Origin of the sequence: Micromonospora aurantiaca ATCC 27029 (assembly GCF_000145235.1) — a bacterium.
In the GTDB taxonomy this organism is placed as follows: Bacteria; Actinomycetota; Actinomycetes; order Mycobacteriales; family Micromonosporaceae; genus Micromonospora; species Micromonospora aurantiaca.
Map to the genome: position 1 here is coordinate 1055330 of NC_014391.1, position 18088 is coordinate 1073417.

At 73.5% G+C, this 18088-nt stretch carries 17 protein-coding genes; 13 read left to right on the plus strand and 4 right to left on the minus strand.

The window, feature by feature from the left end:
• Positions 1-46 precede the first annotated feature (46 nt).
• From MICAU_RS05205 to MICAU_RS05240, 8 genes are all read left to right on the plus strand, one after another.
• Positions 47-1015: an aldo/keto reductase gene (locus MICAU_RS05205; protein WP_013284242.1), complete on the plus strand. Its 969-nt coding sequence runs from the start codon at positions 47-49 to the stop codon at positions 1013-1015.
• A gap of 63 nt (positions 1016-1078) precedes the next feature.
• A complete protein-coding gene (locus MICAU_RS05210) occupies positions 1079-2320 on the plus strand; it encodes a sensor histidine kinase (RefSeq protein WP_013284243.1) in 1242 nt (413 codons plus the stop codon).
• Positions 2317-2967, plus strand: a complete 651-nt coding sequence (locus MICAU_RS05215) for a response regulator (RefSeq protein ID WP_013284244.1) — start codon at positions 2317-2319, stop codon at positions 2965-2967. The genes MICAU_RS05210 and MICAU_RS05215 overlap by 4 nt, the downstream gene beginning before the upstream one ends.
• Before the next feature lie 76 nt (positions 2968-3043).
• Positions 3044-4078 carry a hypothetical protein gene (locus MICAU_RS05220; protein WP_013284245.1) on the plus strand — a complete coding sequence of 345 codons (1035 nt, stop codon included), beginning with the start codon at positions 3044-3046 and terminating at the stop codon, positions 4076-4078.
• 73 nt (positions 4079-4151) lie between these two features.
• On the plus strand, positions 4152-5654 hold the full coding sequence (locus MICAU_RS05225) for a magnesium chelatase ATPase subunit I (protein WP_013284246.1): 1503 nt from the start codon (positions 4152-4154) through the stop codon (positions 5652-5654).
• Between the two features lie 2 nt (positions 5655-5656).
• Positions 5657-7612: a VWA domain-containing protein gene (locus MICAU_RS05230; protein ID WP_013284247.1), complete on the plus strand. Its 1956-nt coding sequence runs from the start codon at positions 5657-5659 to the stop codon at positions 7610-7612.
• An 881-nt stretch (positions 7613-8493) separates the two neighbouring features.
• Complete coding sequence (locus tag MICAU_RS05235; RefSeq protein ID WP_013284248.1) at positions 8494-9069, plus strand: hypothetical protein; 576 nt, start codon at positions 8494-8496, stop codon at positions 9067-9069.
• Positions 9070-9188: 119 nt separating this feature from the next.
• Positions 9189-9683 carry a hypothetical protein gene (locus MICAU_RS05240; RefSeq protein WP_013284249.1) on the plus strand — a complete coding sequence of 165 codons (495 nt, stop codon included), beginning with the start codon at positions 9189-9191 and terminating at the stop codon, positions 9681-9683.
• A gap of 15 nt (positions 9684-9698) precedes the next feature.
• Here the strand turns inward: MICAU_RS05240 and MICAU_RS05245 are convergent, their stop codons facing one another.
• A complete protein-coding gene (locus tag MICAU_RS05245) occupies positions 9699-10772 on the minus strand; it encodes a GlxA family transcriptional regulator (RefSeq protein ID WP_174361697.1) in 1074 nt (357 codons plus the stop codon).
• 70 nt (positions 10773-10842) lie between these two features.
• Between MICAU_RS05245 and MICAU_RS05250 the strand changes: the two genes are divergently transcribed.
• Complete coding sequence (locus MICAU_RS05250) at positions 10843-12141, plus strand: MFS transporter (RefSeq protein WP_013284251.1); 1299 nt, start codon at positions 10843-10845, stop codon at positions 12139-12141.
• A gap of 50 nt (positions 12142-12191) precedes the next feature.
• Here the strand turns inward: MICAU_RS05250 and MICAU_RS05255 are convergent, their stop codons facing one another.
• The 3 genes from MICAU_RS05255 to MICAU_RS05265 are packed head-to-tail and all read right to left on the minus strand — an operon-like array spanning position 12192 to position 13768.
• Positions 12192-12914 carry an RICIN domain-containing protein gene (locus tag MICAU_RS05255; RefSeq protein WP_013284252.1) on the minus strand — a complete coding sequence of 241 codons (723 nt, stop codon included), beginning with the start codon at positions 12912-12914 and terminating at the stop codon, positions 12192-12194.
• Between the two features lie 58 nt (positions 12915-12972).
• Complete coding sequence (locus tag MICAU_RS05260; RefSeq protein WP_013284253.1) at positions 12973-13257, minus strand: DUF427 domain-containing protein; 285 nt, start codon at positions 13255-13257, stop codon at positions 12973-12975.
• Positions 13258-13297: 40 nt separating this feature from the next.
• Positions 13298-13768, minus strand: a complete 471-nt coding sequence (locus MICAU_RS05265) for an aminoacyl-tRNA deacylase (protein WP_114921202.1) — start codon at positions 13766-13768, stop codon at positions 13298-13300.
• Between the two features lie 93 nt (positions 13769-13861).
• Between MICAU_RS05265 and MICAU_RS05270 the strand changes: the two genes are divergently transcribed.
• From MICAU_RS05270 to MICAU_RS05285, 4 genes are all read left to right on the plus strand, one after another.
• Positions 13862-15247 (plus strand): FAD-binding oxidoreductase, encoded by a 1386-nt coding sequence (locus tag MICAU_RS05270; RefSeq protein WP_013284255.1) that lies wholly within the window; start codon positions 13862-13864, stop codon positions 15245-15247.
• A complete protein-coding gene (locus MICAU_RS05275; protein WP_013284256.1) occupies positions 15244-16587 on the plus strand; it encodes a class I SAM-dependent methyltransferase in 1344 nt (447 codons plus the stop codon). The genes MICAU_RS05270 and MICAU_RS05275 overlap by 4 nt, the downstream gene beginning before the upstream one ends.
• A gap of 91 nt (positions 16588-16678) precedes the next feature.
• On the plus strand, positions 16679-17239 hold the full coding sequence (locus MICAU_RS05280) for a winged helix-turn-helix domain-containing protein (RefSeq protein WP_013284257.1): 561 nt from the start codon (positions 16679-16681) through the stop codon (positions 17237-17239).
• The gene (locus tag MICAU_RS05285) at positions 17232-18059 is read left to right on the plus strand and encodes an SRPBCC family protein (RefSeq protein ID WP_013284258.1); all 828 of its coding nucleotides are present in this window, start codon (positions 17232-17234) and stop codon (positions 18057-18059) included. Before MICAU_RS05280 ends, MICAU_RS05285 begins: the two co-directional genes overlap by 8 nt.
• Positions 18060-18088: the final 29 nt, after the last annotated feature.

Consider the following 18088-nt stretch of genomic DNA (forward strand, 5'->3'; position numbering starts at 1 on the left):
GTCCGGACCGGAGTGCGCACGCAGCGGCGCGGGTACGTTCGGCCTCATGCGTTACGTGCGGCTCGACACCCCCAAGCCCATCTCCAAGATCGGCCTCGGCACCTGGCAGTTCGGCTCCAAGGAGTGGGGCTACGGCCCCGAGTACGAGCGCCGCGCCGCCGAGATCGTCCGGCGGGCGCTCGACCTGGGCGTCACCCTGTTCGACACCGCCGAGCTGTACGGCTTCGGCCGCAGCGAGCGCATCCTCGGCGCGGCCCTGGGCGACGACCGGGCCAAGGTCGTGGTCGCCACCAAGATCTTCCCGTTGCTGCCGGTCGCGCCGGTGGTGCAGCAGCGCGCTGTCGCCTCCGCCGCCCGGCTCGGCGTCGACGGCATCGACCTCTACCAGGTGCACCAGGCCAACCCGGTGGTCGCCGACACCACCACCATGCGCGGCATGCGCTCGTTGCAGGACGTCGGGCTGGTCGGCGAGGTCGGCGTCAGCAACTACGGCCTGCGCCGGTGGCGGTTCGCCGAGGCCGCGCTGGGCCGCCGGGTGCTGAGCAACCAGGTCCGCTACAGCATGATCGACCGCGGCCCCGAGGAAGACCTCATCCCGTACGCGGAGCAGGCCGGCCGGATCGTCATCGCGTACTCCCCGCTGGCGCAGGGTTTCCTCTCCGGCCGCTACGACGCCACGAACCCGCCCGCCGGGGCGGTACGCCGGGCCAACCCGTACTTCCTGCCGGAGAATCTGGAACGCGGCACCGCGCTGATCGCCACGCTGCGCGAGGTCGCCGACGCGCACGACGCGACGCCGAGCCAGATCGCGCTCGCGTACGTGCTGCGGCACCCGAACGTGGTGGCCATCCCGGGTGCCTCCGGGGTCGAGCAGATGGAACGCAACGCGGCCGCCGCCGAGATCGACCTCGCCGACGACGAGTACGCCGCACTCGTCGCCGCCGCACACGCGTTCCGCCCGGTCACCGGGCTGGCCGCCGTACCCCGGATGGTCCGCGCCCGCCTGGGCGGGTGAGCCGGCCGGAATCTCCCCGGCACGGGGGAGCCGGACCGGTACGACGGGGCGGACAATGACCGGGTGACGGTCCGGGGGGTGTTCGCGCCGCTGGTGCGCGCCAGCACCTGGCGCCGTGCCGTGTTCCTGCTCCTCGGTGGCGTGCTCGCCCTGCCGTACGCCTTGCTGGCGGTGGTCTTCGCGCAGATGCTGGGGAACGCGACAGCGCCCCGCCCGCTCGTGCTCGGCCTGCTGCTGGTGGCTGCCGGGCTCGCCGTGGTGCCGGTGTTCCTGGCCGGCAGCCGGGCGCTGGAGATCGCCGCCGCCCGGGCGCTGCTCGCCGTCGACCTGCCGGAGCCCGCGCCCGGGCACCGGATCGACCGGGAGACCCGGCTGCGCGCCGCGCTCTGGATCGCCCTGCACCTGGGCACCGGCGCGGTGGTGTGGTTCGCCGCGATCAGCGCGTTCCCGATGGCGCTGGTCTTCGTCGCCGGCCTGGCCGGGATGGACACCGGCGCCGTGGCGGACCAGCGGTTCGGCCCCGTCGACCCGGCGCACCCGGTCCAGGCCGGGCTGGCCGGCCTGGCCGTGCTGGCCGGGCTCGGCTACGCCGTGGCCGGCCTGGGCGCGCTCGCCGCCTCGATGGCGCCGGTGCTGCTCGGCCCGGCCCAGGCCGAGCGGATCGCCGCGCTGGAGGCCCACGCGGTACGGCTGGCCGAACGCAACCGGCTGGCCCGGGAACTGCACGACTCGGTCGGCCACGCCCTGACCGTGGCGACCCTCCAGGCCGGCGCCGCGCGGGAACTGCTCGACACCGACCCCGAGTTCAGCCGGCGGGCCCTGACGGCCATCGAGGAGACCAGCCGGCGCGCCATGGACGACCTGGACCACGTCCTCGGGTTGCTCCGCGAGGCCGGTGCCGTGACGGCACCCGCGCCGCACTCAACGCTCGCCGGACTCGACCGGCTGGTCGCCGCGGCCCGCGCCGCCGGGCTGGACGTCGAGTCCCGGGTCGACGGAGCGCTCGACGCGCTGCCCGCCGTGGTGTCCCGCGAGGGCTACCGCATCGTCCAGGAAGGGCTGACGAACGCGGCCCGGCACGGCCGCGGACCGGTCGCGCTGCGAGTCGCCGTACCCCCGGAAGGGCTGGCGATCGAGCTCGTCAACAGCGTGCGCGGCGCCGCCGGGCCGGCCCGCGGCGGGCGCGGGCTCGACGGCATGCGGGAGCGGGTGCTGCTGCTGGGCGGCCGGCTGGACGCCGGCCCCGACGGGGATCGCTGGCGCGTCCGGGCCACCCTGCCGGTGCCGAGAGGGGATGTCCGGTGACCATCGACGTGCTGATCGTCGATGACGACGAACTGATCCGGGTCGGCCTGCGGGCGATCGTGGACGCCCAGCCGGACCTGCGTGTCGTCGGCGAGGCGGCGGACGGGGCCCAGGTGCCGCCGCTGGTCGCGAAGCTGCGACCGCGGGTGGTGCTGATGGACGTGCGGATGCCGGCCATCGACGGCATCCAGGCCACCCGCCGGTTGCTCGCCGCCTCCGCCGACCCGCCCCGGGTCCTGGTGGTCACCACGTTCGCCAACGACGAGTACGTCTACGAGGCGCTGCGCGCCGGGGCAGCCGGTTTCCTCCTCAAACGGGCCCGCCCGGCCGAGGTGGTGCAGGCGATCCGGGTAGTGGCGGCCGGGGATTCGCTGCTGTTCCCGGCCGCCATCCGGCAGCTCGTCGACACGTACGGGCGGCGCGACGGCGACCGGCTTCGCGCCGCGCGCCTGACCGAGCGCGAGGCCGAGGTGCTGCGGCTGATGGCCGCCGGCCTGTCCAATCCGGAGATCGCCGCCCGGCTGGTCGTCGGCGTCGAGACGGTGAAGACGCACGTCGGGAACGTGCTGGCCAAGCTCGGGGTCCGGGACCGGACCCAGGCGGTGGTCGCCGCCTACGAGTCGGGCTTCGTGATCCCGGCCGGCTGACCGGTCCCTCCCGTGGGGGAGCGGGTCCACCCCGTGGCGGGAGGGAACGTGCGCCCGGCCGGTCCAGGCTGAGGGCATGACGACGACCACCACCTCCGCACCTCCCCGGGACACCCGCACCCGGCTGGACCCGGCCGCCCCGCTCGCCGCCGCCTGGCTCGGCGGCTGGGGCGTGCTCGCCCTGCTGTCGGCGCTCACCGGCGCCGGCTACCCGTTCGGCACGAACGACCCGCACGGCGGGGACGCCGCCGGCCTGCTCCAGTTGCTGCCGGACGCCGTCGGCCCGCCGCTGTTCGCGGTGGTCCTGCTGACCGGCGCCGTCGCCGCCCTGGCCATGACCGGCCCGGCCCGGCTGCAGTCCCGCCCGGTGCGCCTGCTGATCACCGGGTACGCCTCGATCGTCGCCCTCGCGTTGGCGGTGGTGGTGCCCGGGATGCGGGTGCTCGCCCTGCTCGGCTACGCGCCGATGCTGATCATCGGGGCGCCGTTCGGCTGGCCCTCGGTGGACTACGCCGACGTCTTCACCTGGCCGCTGTTCGCCCGGCTGGCTGCCCTGGCCGGGGGGATGCTGCTGGCCGGCGCGCTGCTGCGCTGGCGTCGCCGGATCGCCGACGGGTCCGCTCCGGGCTGGACCGCGCCCGCTGCGGCCGCCCGGTGGGGCCGGTGGGCGACGTGGACGGCGGCCGTCGTCCCGGTGCTCTACGCGTTCACCCGGTTCGCCTGGCTGGCCGGTGTCCCGCTGGGAATGTCCCGGGAGACGCTCGCCGAGATGCGGGCCGACGGTGCGATCTGGGCCGGCGCGGGGCTGGGCGCGTTCGCCGTGGTCGGCGCGGTGCTCACGCTCGGACTGGTGGCCCGCTGGGGAGAGCGGTTCCCGCGCTGGATGCCCGGGCTGGCGGGCCGGCGGGTGCCGGTGCTCCTCGCGGTGATCCCGGCCGGGCTGGTCGCGCTCGCCGTGCTGGCGGCCAGCCTCGACCTGCTCGCCGCGCCGCAGTTCGCCGAGCTGATCAGGGAGGGCAACGCCGCCGCCCTGCCGATGGTGCTGTGGCCGGTCTGGGCGGTCACGCTGGCCGGTGCCGCGTACGCGTACCACCTGCGACGTCGCGCCTGAGACGCCGCCCGGAGGATCGGTCCCGGCACGGGGCGGGACCGACCCCCGGGCGGTACGCGAATTCTGAGCTAGCGTGGATCGGGTGACCGCTCCCAACCAGGTTTCCCCGGTCCCGCCCGCCGACCTGCCGAGCACGCTCGGCGAGTTGCGCGCTACCGGCCACCGCTACCGCACGGTCAAACAGGAACTCCGAGACAACCTCCTCGCCCGGATGGGCTCCGGCGAGGACCGCTTCCCCGGCATCGTGGGCTACGAGGACACGGTGCTGCCCGAGGTCGAGCGCGCGCTGCTCGCCGGGCACGACATGGTGCTGCTCGGCGAGCGCGGGCAAGGCAAGACCCGGCTGATCCGTTCGCTCGGCGCGCTGCTGGACGAGTGGACCCCGGTGATCCCCGGCTCGGTACTCAACGAGCACCCGATGCACCCGCTCACCCCGGCGTCCCAGGCGCTCGTCGACTCGGCCGGCGACGACCTGGCGATCGGGTGGCTGCACCGCTCGATGCGGTACGGCGAGAAGCTCGCCACGCCGGACACCAGCGTCGGTGACCTGATCGGCGACGTCGACCCGATCCGCCTCGCCCAGGGGCGCACGCTCGGCGACCCGGAGACCATCCACTTCGGGCTCGTACCGCGTACCAACCGGGGCGTCTTCGCCGTCAACGAGCTGCCCGACCTGGCCGAACGCATCCAGGTGGCGCTGCTCAACGTGCTGGAGGAACGCGACATCCAGGTCCGCGGCTACCAGCTACGGCTGCCGCTGGACCTGCTGCTGGTGGCCAGTGCCAACCCGGAGGACTACACCAACCGGGGCCGGATCATCACGCCGCTGAAGGACCGGTTCGGCGCGGAGATCCGTACCCACTACCCGCTCGACCTGGACCTGGAGCTGGCGCTGATCCGGCAGGAGGCCGACCTGGTCGCCGTCGTGCCGGAGCACGTGCTGGAGGTGCTGGCCCGGTTCGCCCGCGACGTGCGGGAGTCGCCGTCGGTGGACCCGCGCTCCGGTGTGTCCGCCCGGTTCGCCATCGCCGCCGCGGAGACGGTGGCCGCCGCCGCGCTGCGCCGTTCGGGTCTGCTGGCCGGTGCTTCTGCCGGCGCTGGTGCCGGCGTCGGTGCCTCGGGTGGGGCGGCTGGGGCGGCGTCCCGGCCGGAGGCGCCTGTGGCCCGGATCGGGGACACCGTGTCGGTGACCTCCACGCTGCGCGGCAAGGTCGAGTTCGAGAGCGGCGAGGAGGGACGCGAGATCGAGGTGCTCGCGCACCTGCTGCGTACCGCCACCGCCGAGACGTTCCGCGCCCGGCTCGCCGGGCTCGACCTGTCCGGCTTCACCGCGATCGTCGCCGAGGGCGGCGCCGTCGAGACCGGCGAGCTGGTCTCCTCGTCCGAGCTGCTGCGCCAGGTCGGCACCGTGCCGGGGCTGGCCAAGGTGCTCGACCGGCTCGGGCTCGGCGACGCGCCCAGCCCGGAGGAGGCGGCCGCCGGCATCGAGTTCGTGCTGGAAGGGCTGCACCTGACCCGCCGGCTCGGCAAGGACGTCACCGACTCCGGGCGCACCGTCTACGGGGACCGGGACTGACAGTGGCCGGCGGCAACCGCTTCCGGTACGGGCAGTGGCGCGGCGGACCCGACCCGCTCGCCCCGCCGTACGACGTACGCGCCGCTGTGGACGCGGTCGGCTCGGACGTGCTCGCCGGCGGCAGCCTGCGCGAATCGCTGCGCGAGCTGCTGCGACGCGGCCCGCAGGGGCGTGGCGGGCTCGACGACCTGGCCGCCCGCGCCCGCCGCCTGCGCCGGGAGGCGCTGCGCCGGGGCGACCTCGACGGCGCCGTCACCCGGGCCCGGGCACTGCTCGACCAGGCGCTCGCCGCCGAACGCGACGAGCTGCGCGGCCGCGACGGCGACGACGCCCGGTTCGCCGAGGCCGTGCTCGACAACCTGCCCCGCTCCACCGCCCGCGCGGTGTCGGAGCTTTCCGAGTACGACTGGGCCAGCGCCGAGGCGCGGCAGACGTACCAGCGGATCCTCGACGGGCTGCGCGGCGACGTGCTGGAGCAGCGATTCGCCGGGCTGCGCGACGCGGCACGGGCCACGGCCGACCCGGCCGTCCAGCGGCAGCTCGCCGAGATGATGCGCGACCTCAACGACCTGCTCGCCCGGCACGCCCGCTCCGAGGACACCACCGACGCGTTCGCCGAGTTCATGCGCCGCCACGGCGAGTTCTTCCCGGAACGCCCCAGGGACGTCGACGAGCTGATCGACGTACTGGCCCGGCGGGCCGCCGCAGGTGAGCGGCTCATGCGGTCGCTGTCGGACCGGCAACGTGAGGAACTCGCCGGGCTGATGCGTCAGTCGCTCGGCGACCGGCTCTCCGGTGAACTGTCCCAGCTCGACGCGCACCTGCGGTCGCTGCGGCCGGACATGAACTGGCAGCGCGGCGAGCGGGTCCGCGGCGACCAGCCCCTCGGCTACGGCGAGGCCACCGGCGCGCTGGACGAGATCGCCGAACTCGACGAGCTGCTGGACTCCCTCGACCAGGACCAGCCCGGCGCCACGCTCGACGACGTCGACGTGGAGGCCGTCGCCCGTACGCTGGGCCGGGACGCCGCCGACGACGTACGCCGGTTGCAGGAGCTGGAGCGCGAACTGCGCCGCCAGGGCTGGGTCACCCGCGACGCGGACGGGCTGACGCTCAGCCCCAAGGCGCTGCGCCGGCTCGCGAGCACTGCGCTGCGGCGCGTCTTCTCCGACCTGACCGCCGGCCCGCGCGGCCAGCACGACCTGCGCACGGCGGGCGCCGCAGGCGAGGTGAGCGGGGCGTCACGCCCCTGGGAGTACGGCGACGAACAGCCGCTGGACGTGGTGCGCACGCTCACCCGGGCGGTACGACGGGCCGGTCCCGGAGTGCCGGTGCCGCTCGCTGTCGAGGACTTCGAGGTGGTGGAGACCGAACGGCGGGCGTCGGCGGCGGTGGTGCTGTGCGTCGACCTGTCGTACTCGATGATCTCGCAGGGCCGGTGGGGTCCGATGAAGCAGACCGCGCTGGCCCTGTCACACCTGATGGCGACCCGGTTCCCGCAGGACGCGCTGCAGATCGTCGGCTTCGGCCGGGAGGCGATGCCGCTCACCCAGCAGGAGCTGGCGGCGGTGGAGCCGGACATGCAGCAGGGCACCAACCTCCAGCACGCGCTGCGGATCGCCGGCCGGCACCTGCGCCGCCACCCGGGTGCCGAGCCGGTGGTGCTGGTGGTCACCGACGGCGAGCCGACAGCACACCTGGACCCGGAGGACGGCGAGGCGTACTTCCACTGGCCGCCGCTGCCGGAGACGATCTCGGCGACGATCCGGGAGGTGGACCGGCTGACCCGGTACGGCGCGACGCTCAACCTGTTCATGCTGGGCGACGATCCGGGGCTGCGCCGGTTCGTGGATGCGGTGGCGCGGCGTTCGGGTGGCCGGATGTTCACCCCGGACCTGGACGACCTGGGCGAGTACGTCGTCTCCGACTACCTACGCGCCCGCCACGGCCGCCGCTGAGCTTGCGCCCGCGCGCCTGCGCCCGCGCGTCCTCTCGCCCGCGCTCTCGCGCTCGCGCTCTCGTCGATCTTGGAGTTGTGGTGCCCATGATGCCCGTCTTGCGGCGTTCGCGAGGTGCCACGACTCCAAAATCGGCGGGCCTCTCCTAGAGCCTTGGCGAGTCCTCGCCAGCTCGGGCACAAGAGCCGCCCAGGATCCCCCGGGGCATCCGCGATCTTGCACTTTCGTACCCCGCAAACCGCGCGAATGGGGCACCCGAAGGGCTCGAACCGCAAGATCGCGCAGGTGATCCGGGGTGCCGTCCTCTCGCCCGGGTCAGCCCTGCCTGGCTCGGGTCGATCATGAAGTTGACGGTGTTTGGTGTCCGGTTTGTCGGCGTCAACTTCATGATCGACGGCGCGGGGGCGGGTGCGTGTGGTGCGATCCGTGCTGACCTGGGCGGGTGTGTCTGGTTCGGGGGTGGTGGGTGGCACTCTGGGGGTGGAATCGCGGGCGGGTGGGTGGCGTTGTATCCGGGTGAACGGCCGAGCAAGGCTCGCCCCGCGAGTGGGGTGGTATCTGCAAGGCCTTGGGAATCATCCCGGGGCGGCTGGTCGTTGAGTGAGGTTCCGGCGACGTGAGCCGCGGGGAATCATCCTGGCCGGCTGGTCGTTGGACACGGTTCCGACGACGTGAACCCGCGCCGCTTTCTGGTGGCGTGTTGAGCCTCCGGGAATGGTGGCGGGTGGCGGGTCGTTGAACATGCTTCCGGCGCCGCGACGAGGCATCCCCCTGCCCTCGCGAGCAGCCGGATCCCCCGAAGACTTTCTTGAGCGCCTGACGGTGCCCACGCATCCCCGTTCCCCCGCGGGGTGTGTCGACCCCCGAATGGAGCACTTCTGATGAACACGATTCTGCGTAAGAGCATTCTGGGTGTTGCTGGTCTGGCTTTCACCGGTGGCGTGTTCGCCGGTCCGGTGGCTGCGCACGCGGCGGAGACCACGCACGTGGCGAAGCCGGTCAGTGTGAGCGTGCAGGGTGACAAGCTGATCCCGCACGGTGTGCAGGGTGAGCAGTCGCGTATCGACCTGAACGACGAGCAGACCAAGAACGTGAAGGCGATCATCGCGGCGACGAAGAAGGCCGGTATGGACGAGCGTGCCGCGGTCGTGTCGATCGCGACGGCGTTGCAGGAGTCGAAGCTGGAGAACCTCGGCCACCTCGGTGACCGTAACGACCACGACTCGCAGGGCCTGTTCCAGCAGCGCCCGTCCAGTGGTTGGGGCACGGTGGAGCAGATCACCGACCCCGAGTACTCCACGACGGCGTTCCTGAAGGGTCTGAAGCAGGTCGACGGCTGGCAGGACATGCCGCTGACCAAGGCCGCCCAGACCGTCCAGGTGTCGGCCTACCCGGACCACTACGCCCAGTGGGAGCAGCAGGCCGCCGACCTCGTCGCCCAGCACTGGAACAGCTAAGACCAACAAGTGAGACCAAGCTGAAGGCCGGCACCCCGAACCAACGGGGTGCCGGCCTTCACGCGTCTGGGTGAACCGGGCACGGTAGCCGGGGTGCCCGCAGCGGCTGCGAGGGTTGGATGCGGGGCATGGACGAGGTGGACGCCCCGGCACTGCGGCAGGCGTACGAGGAGTTGTTCGCGGAGATCGACGCGGGCGGGTTCGGGCCGCCGCCCGAAGGTCAGCTGAGCGCCGAGCAGATCGTCGCGCACCTCGCCGCCAACGACGAGCTGATGAGCGAGGCGACCGAGGCGGTGCTGGCCGGCTCGCCGTTCGCGTACTACGACCTGGACACCATCCACCGGCCGCAACTGGACGCGCTCGTCTCCGAGTGCGGCGGGCTGGACGGTCTGGCCGCGCTGTTCCGGGCCACCAGCCAGAAGTTGTGCGCGTTGGCGGAGCGGCTCGGCCCGGCGGCGGAGACGCCGGTGGACACCGTGCTGCGCGAGGGCTTCGACCTGGACGTGGACGACTCGCTGCCCTGGGGCAGGGCGCTGGACCTGCACATCCGCGTGCACCTGCCGCTGCACCTGGCCCAGCTCCGCGCCCTGCGCCGCCAGCCCCACCTCGCCTGACCGGCAGATAATCGATCATGGAGTTGTGGCAGTGGACAACTCCGACATGCCTGGCCTTCCAGGCGCCACAACTCCAAGATCGACGGAAGCGGGCGCGGGCGGGGCGGGGGACGTCGCAGGGGGCGGATGGCGGAACGTGCGGCGGTAGGCGGTGGGGGATACGCCTACCCGCGCGTGGAAGTGCTGTCGCAGCGCGGCGGTGGTGCCGAAACCCGCGTCCCGGGCGATCCGGTCGACGCTCAGATCCGTCGTCTCCAGCAGCACCCGGGCGTGCTCGGTGCGCTGCTGGAGCAGCCACTGGGCCGGGCTGAGCCCGGTCTCGGACCGGAAGTGCCGGGTGAACGTACGGACGCTCATCCGCGCGTGCGCCGCCATCTCGCGCAGCGCCACCGGCTCGTGCAGCCGCTGCCGCGCCCACTCGCGGGTGGCCGCTGTGCCGTTGTCAGCGCCGCGGGGCACCGGCCGCTCGATGTACTGGGCCTGCCCACCGTCGCGCCACGGCGGCACCACGCAGCGCCGGGCGGCCCGGTTGGCCACCGCGCTGCCGTGGTCCGTGCGGACGACGTGCAGGCACAGGTCGATTCCGGCGGCCACCCCGGCCGAGGTGAGCACGCGGCCGTCGTCGACGAAGAGTACGTCGGGGTCGAGCCGTACGCCGGGGTGCAGGCGGCGGAAGCGCGACGCGTACGCCCAGTGCGTGGTGGCCGGGCGGCCGTCGAGCAGGCCGGCGGCGGCGAGCACGAACGCGCCGGTGCAGATGGACATGACGCGGGCGCCCCGGTCGTACGCGGCCCGCAGCGCCTGGGCCACCTCGGCGGCCACCGTGCCGTCGTGCAGCGGCGAGCCCGAGTGGATGCCGGGGACGATCACGGTGTCGGCGCTGTCCAGCAGTTCCAGCCCGTGGTCGGGGAGGACCTGGAAGCCGGCGCTGCTGCGTATCGGCAGGCCGCCGGGGGTGCAGGTCGCCACCGCGTACAGCGGGGTGCTGTCGTCGGCGCGGGCGGCGCCGAGGACCTGGGCGGGGGTGCCGAGGTCGAGCGCGACCACGCCGTCGAGGGCGAGGACGGCGACCCGGTGCGGTACGGACATGGCCCGATTATTGCGCACGATGGCTTTCCGGCCACTCGTCGCAGGAACCGCCAGGTCCGAGACTCGATTGGTGACACGATCCCGCCTGCACCCGGCCTGGCTCGTCGCCGCCGTGGCCTTCGTCGCGCTCGTCGGTGCCGCAGGTTTCCGCGCCACCCCGGGCGTGCTGCTGCACCCGCTGCACGCCGAGTTCGGCTGGCCGCTGGCGACCATCTCCGCCGCCGTGTCGGTCAACCTGCTGCTGTACGGCCTCACCGCGCCGTTCGCCGCCGCGCTGATGGACCGGTTCGGCATCCGCCGGGTGGTGGCCGGTGCGTTGGTGCTGGTGGCCGCCGGCAGCGGCCTGACCGTGGGGATGACCGAGAGCTGGCAGCTCCTGCTGTGCTGGGGCGTCCTCGTCGGGCTGGGCACCGGCTCGATGGCGCTGGCGTTCGTGGCGACGGTGACCGGGCGCTGGTTCGTCAAGCGGCGGGGACTGGTGACGGGTGTGCTCACCGCCGGGGGCGCGGCCGGGCAGCTCGTCTTCCTTCCGCTGCTCGCGGTGCTGGTGCGCGACCACGGCTGGCGCACGGCGGCACTCGTCGTCGCCGGGGCCGCGCTGGCGGTCGTACCCCTTGTGGTGTGGTTGTTGCGGGAGCATCCGGCGGACCTGGGGCGGCCCGCCTACGGCGCGACCGAGGTCGTGCCGCCGGCCCGGCCGGAGGGCGGCGCGGCGGCGCGGGCGGTCGGCGCGCTCGCCGCCGCCGCGCGGACGCGGCCGTTCTGGCTGCTCGCCGGCGGGTTCGCGATCTGCGGCGCGACCACGAACGGCCTGGTCGGTACGCACTTCGTGCCCGCCGCGCACGACCACGGCATGCCGGAGACCACAGCCGCCGGGCTGCTCGCCGTGGTCGGGCTCTTCGACATCGCCGGCTCGATCGCCTCCGGCTGGCTCACCGACCGGGTCGACGCCCGGCTGCTGCTCGGCGCCTACTACGCGTTGCGCGGGGCGTCGCTGCTGGTGCTGCCGAGCCTGTTCGCCGGTACGGCCGAGCCGAGCATGCTCGTCTTCATCGTCTTCTACGGGCTGGACTGGGTGGCGACGGTCCCGCCGACCGTGGCGCTGTGCCGGGAGTGGTTCGGCGCGTCCGGTGCCGTGGTGTTCGGCTGGGTGTTCGCCGCGCACCAGTTCGGCGCCGCGCTGGCGGCCACCGGCGCCGGTCTGGTCCGGGACCGGCTCGGCGACTACGCGCTGGCCTGGTACGTGGCCGGCGCGTTGTCGATCGGCGCGGCCGGGCTGTCGCTGCTGATGCGGCGCCGTGCCGCCGACGAGCCCGCGCTCGCGCTGCCCGTGGCGGCGGGCCGGCGGGCCTGGAGCTACCGCGGCTGACGGGTCGGCGCTACCGGGGCCGGCGGGGCGGCGCCACCGGGGCCGACCGGTCAGCCGGCCGCCCACTGCTGCTCGGGAGCGCCGCTGCACGGCGCCTGCTCCAGCTCGCGGCCGGGCTCGGTGCCCGCGTCGTCGACCTGCGCGCACTTGCCGCTGTGCACTGCCACAAGCAGCGCCGCACCGTCACCGGCCTGCTGGAACCGCCACTGCTGGTTGGCCTGCCCGTTGCACGACCACTGCTGCACGTCGACGCCGTCGTCGGTCTTCGCCTCGTTGACGTCCAGGCACTTGCCGCTCGCCGCGTTGACGAGCAGGTAGGTGTCGTTCGTGACCGGCGTGACCACCCACTGCTGCTCCGGCCCGCCGGTGCAGTCGGCCAGCGCCGCCTGCGCGCCCTCGGCCTCGTCGCCCGTCACGCCGAGGCAGCGTCCGGACGGCACGCCCCGGATCACCTTCGGCGTGGCCACAGGCGCGGCGGGTGTGCTCGGCGCCGCGCTCGGCGAGGGCGACGACGACGGCGTGGGCTCCGCCGTCGGTTCCGCGCTCGGCTCGCTCGGCTCCGCTGTGGGCACTGCCGCCGCCGGCACCACCGGCCGGTCGTCGCCGCCGCCGAGCACGCCGGTGGCGAAGAAGACCCCGAGGAGTACGCCCGCCACGCCGACGCCCAGCGCGATCCGCATCAGCGGGTCCTGGGGCAGCCGGACACCACGGGCGCCACGGGCGCGGCGGGCGCCGTAGACGGTGCCGGACGGGTCGGAGTGCGGGTCGGCCATGGGGGCATAGTGACCCACCGGGGCCGCCGGGTGCCAGTCGCCCCGGCGGCACGGTGACTCAGTCGACGACCCGGACGTCCTTCCAGAACGCCACCCGGTCGCGGACCATCTCCGCGTCCGGCTTGGGATCGGGGTAGTACCAGACGGCGTCCGGGCTGGTGGCGCCGCCGTGTTCGAGCGTGTAGTAGGAGGCCGTGCCCTTCCACGGGCAGACCGTGTGGGTGTCGGACTCCCGGATCAGGTCGTCGCGCAGCGCGGCACGGGGGAAGTAGTGGTTGCCCTCGACCACCACTGTGTCGTCGCTCTCGGCGACGACGAGGTCGTTCCAGACGGCTTTCGGCATGTCCTCCACGCTATGCCGGTGGGCGCGTGCCGGCCACCGCTCAGCGCGTCGGCTCCTCGTCCGTCACGTCGGCCACCGTCGCGCCGAGCGCGGCCAGCGCGGTGTCCGCGTCGACCGCGACGGCGAGGCCGTGCTCGCCCGCGCCGAGCGTGATCTCCCGGCCGCGCAGCCGCTCGTCGGCGACCACCGGCCAGGCGGTGGTGGCGCCGAACGGCGTGATGGTGCCGCGCGCGTACCCGGTGGCGGCCTTCGCCGCCTCGGCGTCGGGCATCGACAGCCGGCTCACCCCGAGCAGGGCGCGCAGCTTCGGCCAGGAGATCACCCGGCCGCCGGGCGTCAGCACGAACAGCAGGTCGCCCTCGCCGCGGCGGACCACGATCGTCTTGACCACGTCGGGCACCTCGACGCCGCGCGCCGCAGCCGCCTCGGCGAGGCTCGCGACCGGGCCGTGGCGGATCACCCGGTACGGCAGGCCGGCGTCGTCGAGTGCGGTGAGCGCGGGATTCGGCATGGCGGTCACGGTAACGCGCGCGTCGTCGGCCGGTCGCGGAATGGCCACCGTGGACATCCCACGAATTGTCGTACCCGAGCGTAAGGTGATCTCATGCACGCTGTCCGTGATCATGAACGGGCGGTGGACACGCTGCGGCGCTCCTACGCCGCGGTGCCCGCCGGGGAACCCGTACGGCTGGCCAAGCAGACCTCGAACCTGTTCCGGCCCCGCTCCGCGCCGCGTACGCCCGGCCTGGACGTGAGCGGCCTGACCGGGGTGCTCGCCGTGGACCCGGCGGCCCGCACCGCCGACGTGCAGGGCATGTGCACCTACGAGGATCTGGTCGACGCGACGCTGCCGCACGGCCTGATGCCGCTTGTCGTGCCGCAGTTGCGCACCATCACGCTGGGCGGGGCGGTGACCGGGCTGGGCATCGAGTCCACCTCCTTCCGCAACGGCCTGCCGCACGAGTCGGTGCTGGAGATGGACGTCCTCACCGGCGCGGGGGAGATCGTCACGACCCGGCCCCGGGGCGAGCACGCCGACCTGCACCGCGCCTTCCCCAACTCGCTCGGCAGCCTCGGCTACGCGACCCGGCTGCGCATCGAGCTGCAACCGGTCCGCCGGTACGTGTCACTGCGCAACATCCGGTTCACCCGGCTGGAGGAGCTGGTCGACGCGATCGGCGAGGTGGTCGCCAAGGGCGCCTGGGGCGGTGAGCCGGTCGACGCCATGGACGGGGTGGTGTTCAGCCCCGGCGAGGCGTACCTCGTGCTCGGCACGTTCACCGACGAGGCCGACGACGGCCCGTCCGACTACACCGGCCAGGAGATCTACTACCGCTCGCTGCGCCGGCGCACCCGGGACGCGCTCACCGCGTACGACTATCTCTGGCGCTGGGACACCGACTGGTTCTGGTGTTCGGCGGCGTTCGGGGTGCAGCACCCGGTGGTGCGGCGGCTGTGGCCGCGGCGCTACCGGCGCAGCGACGTCTACCACCGGATCGTGCGGCTGGAGCACCGGCACCAGGTGGCCGCCCGGGTCGACAGGTGGCGGGGCCGCCCGGCCCGCGAGCGGGTGGTGCAGGACGTGGAGGTCCCGCTCGACCGCACGCCCGAGTTCCTGCGCTGGTTCGCCGCCAACGTGGGCATGACGCCGGTGTGGCTGTGCCCGCTGCGGCTGCGGGAACCGTCCGGTCCCGGGTCGGCGAAGGCGTGGCCGCTATATCCGCTCCGACCGGGCGAAACGTATGTGAACATCGGCTTCTGGGGAAGCGTCGCCATCGCGGCGGGCGCCGCCGACGGCGACGTCAACCGCCAGATCGAGCGCATGGTGTCGGAGGTGGGCGGTCACAAGTCGCTCTACTCCGACGCGTACTACGACCGGGGGGAGTTCGACCGCCTCTACGGCGGGGACACCTGGCGTGCCGTGAAGGACCGCTACGACCCGGACCACCGACTCACCGGACTGTACGAGAAGGCGGTATCCCGAGCATGAGTCTGACCGACCGAACACCGGGGGCGGCGAGCGCCCCGGCCGGCCCGCCGGCGGGCGGGCGGCGTACCGGACCCACAGTCGCGGACGTGGTCCGCGCGGTCACCACCGGCGACCTGCCCGTCCGGGTCACCGGCTACGACGGCAGCGCGGTGGGCCCGGCCGACGCCGGGATCACCCTGGCGATCCGCACCGAGCGGGGCCTGTCCTACCTGCTCACCGCGCCGGGCGACCTGGGCATGGCCCGGGCCTACGTCAGCGGCGACCTGGCGCTGGAGGGCGTGCACCCGGGCGACCCGTACGAGGCGCTGCGGGTGATCAAGGACGAGGTGCCGCTGCGGATCCCGGCGATGAGCGAGGCGCTCGCGCTGGTCCGGGGCCTGGGCTGGGAACGGCTGCGCCCGCCGCCGCCCCCGCCGCAGGAGGCGGCGCCGCGCTGGCGGCGGCTGATGACCGGCCTGCGTCACTCGCGCATCCGGGACAGCACCGCGATCTCGCACCACTACGACGTGTCGAACGCCTTCTACGAGAAGGTGCTCGGGCCGTCCATGACGTACACCTGCGCGGTCTTCCGCAGCCCCGGCGACACCCTGGAGGAGGCGCAGCGCAACAAGTACGACCTGGTCGCCGGCAAGCTGGCGCTCAAGCCGGGGATGCGGCTGCTGGACGTCGGCTGCGGCTGGGGCGGCATGGTCCGGCACGCGGCCCGCGAGTACGGCGTCAAGGCGCTCGGTGTGACGCTGTCGAAGGCGCAGGCCGACTGGGCGCGGGCCGCGATCGAGCGGGAAGGGCTGAGCGAGCTGGCCGAGGTGCGTCACCTGGACTACCGGGACGCGCCGCGCGAGCAGTTCGACGCGATCTCCTCGATCGGCCTGACCGAGCACATCGGGGTGCGCAACTACCCGGCCTACTTCGGCGCGCTGCGCTCCCGGCTCAAGCCCGGCGGGCGGCTGCTGAACCACTGCATCACCCGGGCCGACAACCGGGCGCCGCACCGCTCCGGCGCGTTCATCGACAGGTACGTCTTCCCGGACGGTGAGCTGGCCGGTCCGGGCCGGCTGATCAGCGAGATCCACGACGCCGGGTTCGAGGTGCACCACGAGGAGAACCTGCGCCAGCACTACGCGCTGACGCTCGCCGGCTGGTGCCGCAACCTGGTCGAGCACTGGGACTTCTGCGTCGGCGAGGTCGGGCCGGGCACCGCGAAGGTGTGGGGGCTCTACATGGCCGGCTCCCGGCTGGCGTTCGAGCGCAACGGCATCCAGTTGCACCACGTGCTCGCCACGCACAACGGCCCGGAAGGGGTGAACGGGTACCCGCTGCGTCCGGACTGGACGCCCTGACGCGACGTACCGACGAAAGGCCGCGCGGACCGCGCGGCCTTTCGTCGAAGCTATTGACAAAGAAGTTTTGTACGTACAAACTGATTTTGCCATGAGAGACGTCCTGTACCTGGAACAGCGCGAGCAGGCCGAAGTCCTGCTCAAGCCGCAGCGCATCGAGGTGCTGCGGCAACTCGCCGAGCCCCGCACCTGCACCGAGGTCGCGGCCCGGCTGGAGCAGACGCCGCAGCGCGTCTACTACCACGTCAAGCAGCTCGTCGCGGCCGGGCTGGCCGAGCAGGTGGCGCAGCGGCAGGTGCGCGGCATCACCGAGGGCATCTACCAGGCCGTCGCCCGGTCGTACTGGCTCTCGCCCCGCCTGGTCGGCCGCATCGGCGGCACCCGCCGGGCCCGCGACGAGCTGAGCCTGGGCTACCTGCTCGACCTCATGGAGGAGGTCCAGGCCGACATCGCGGCGCTCGACCGCACCGCCCCCGAACTGCCGTCCATCGGCGTCTCCGGCGAGATCCGGGTGCCCGCCGAGCGGCGGCAGGAGTTCCTGCACGACCTGCAGACGACGCTGCAGGACCTGTTCACGCGCTACGGCGGCGCCGAGGGAGACGCCTTCAAGCTCGCCGTGGCCTGCTACCCGAAAGGCGACACGCATGACTGAGCCGATGATCATCCGCGCCCGCCTCGCCGCCCCGGTGGCGACCGTCCGCCGCGCCCTGACCGACGCCGCCGAGCTGCGCGTCTGGCTGGCCGAGCACGCCGAGGTCGAGCTGCCCCGGCGGTACGAGTTCTGGGGCCGCTACACGCCCGAGGGCGACGCGCCACACCAGCGGCTGCTGCACGCCGACGACCGGACGCTGCGCTTCGCGTGGACGCTCGACGGGGTGGAGACCACCACCGAGTTCGAGCTGGAGCCCGACGGCGACGCCACCGTACTCACGCTGCGGCAGAGCCACTTCAGCTTCGAGGAGGCGATGAGCGGCAGCAGCATCCGGGGCGTGCTCCAGACGTTCTGGTACCTGGCGATCGCCAACCTCAACGACCACCTCGACGGCCGGCCGCTGCTGCCGCGTACCGACTTCACCTCCGCCGACCTGCGCGGCGAACTGCTGATCGACGCCCCGATGGACAAGGTGTGGACGTCGCTCACCGACTCCGAGCAGGCCGGCGCCTGGTTCGGCTACCCGATCGGCATCGAGCCCTGGGAGGGCGGCCGGTACGCGATGGGCGGCTTCGACGCCGGTGAGGCCGCGAAGGTGTTCGACGTGACGCCGGGGCGGGCGCTGTCAATCGACTGGGGACCGACCGGCGTGACCTCCTGGGAGCTGGACGAGTCCGAGGGCCGGACGAAGCTGACGTTCGTGCAGTCCGGCTTCGACGAGGGCAACCCGCCGTACGGCGCCTGGACCGGCATCGTCTCCGGGTTCGCCGAGCTGCGACGCTTCCACGAGGTGCCGGACTGGAAGCCCATCTGGCTGTAAGGAAGGGCCCCCTCTTAACGCCTCCGGTA

Bases quoted from the DNA above. Each gene is read 5' to 3' on its own strand.
- MICAU_RS05270 (WP_013284255.1), top strand. From the start codon at position 13,862: ATGCACGCTGTCCGTGATCATGAACGGGCGGTGGACACGCTGCGGCGC.
- MICAU_RS05245 (WP_174361697.1), bottom strand. From the start codon at position 10,772: ATGTCCGTACCGCACCGGGTCGCCGTCCTCGCCCTCGACGGCGTGGTC.
- MICAU_RS05260 (WP_013284253.1), bottom strand. From the start codon at position 13,257: ATGCCGAAAGCCGTCTGGAACGACCTCGTCGTCGCCGAGAGCGACGAC.
- MICAU_RS05280 (WP_013284257.1), top strand. From the start codon at position 16,679: ATGAGAGACGTCCTGTACCTGGAACAGCGCGAGCAGGCCGAAGTCCTG.
- MICAU_RS05235 (WP_013284248.1), top strand. From the start codon at position 8,494: ATGAACACGATTCTGCGTAAGAGCATTCTGGGTGTTGCTGGTCTGGCT.
- MICAU_RS05205 (WP_013284242.1), top strand. From the start codon at position 47: ATGCGTTACGTGCGGCTCGACACCCCCAAGCCCATCTCCAAGATCGGC.
- MICAU_RS05265 (WP_114921202.1), bottom strand. From the start codon at position 13,768: ATGCCGAATCCCGCGCTCACCGCACTCGACGACGCCGGCCTGCCGTAC.
- MICAU_RS05285 (WP_013284258.1), top strand. From the start codon at position 17,232: ATGACTGAGCCGATGATCATCCGCGCCCGCCTCGCCGCCCCGGTGGCG.
- MICAU_RS05275 (WP_013284256.1), top strand. From the start codon at position 15,244: ATGAGTCTGACCGACCGAACACCGGGGGCGGCGAGCGCCCCGGCCGGC.
- MICAU_RS05240 (WP_013284249.1), top strand. From the start codon at position 9,189: ATGCGGGGCATGGACGAGGTGGACGCCCCGGCACTGCGGCAGGCGTAC.
- MICAU_RS05255 (WP_013284252.1), bottom strand. From the start codon at position 12,914: ATGGCCGACCCGCACTCCGACCCGTCCGGCACCGTCTACGGCGCCCGC.
- MICAU_RS05220 (WP_013284245.1), top strand. From the start codon at position 3,044: ATGACGACGACCACCACCTCCGCACCTCCCCGGGACACCCGCACCCGG.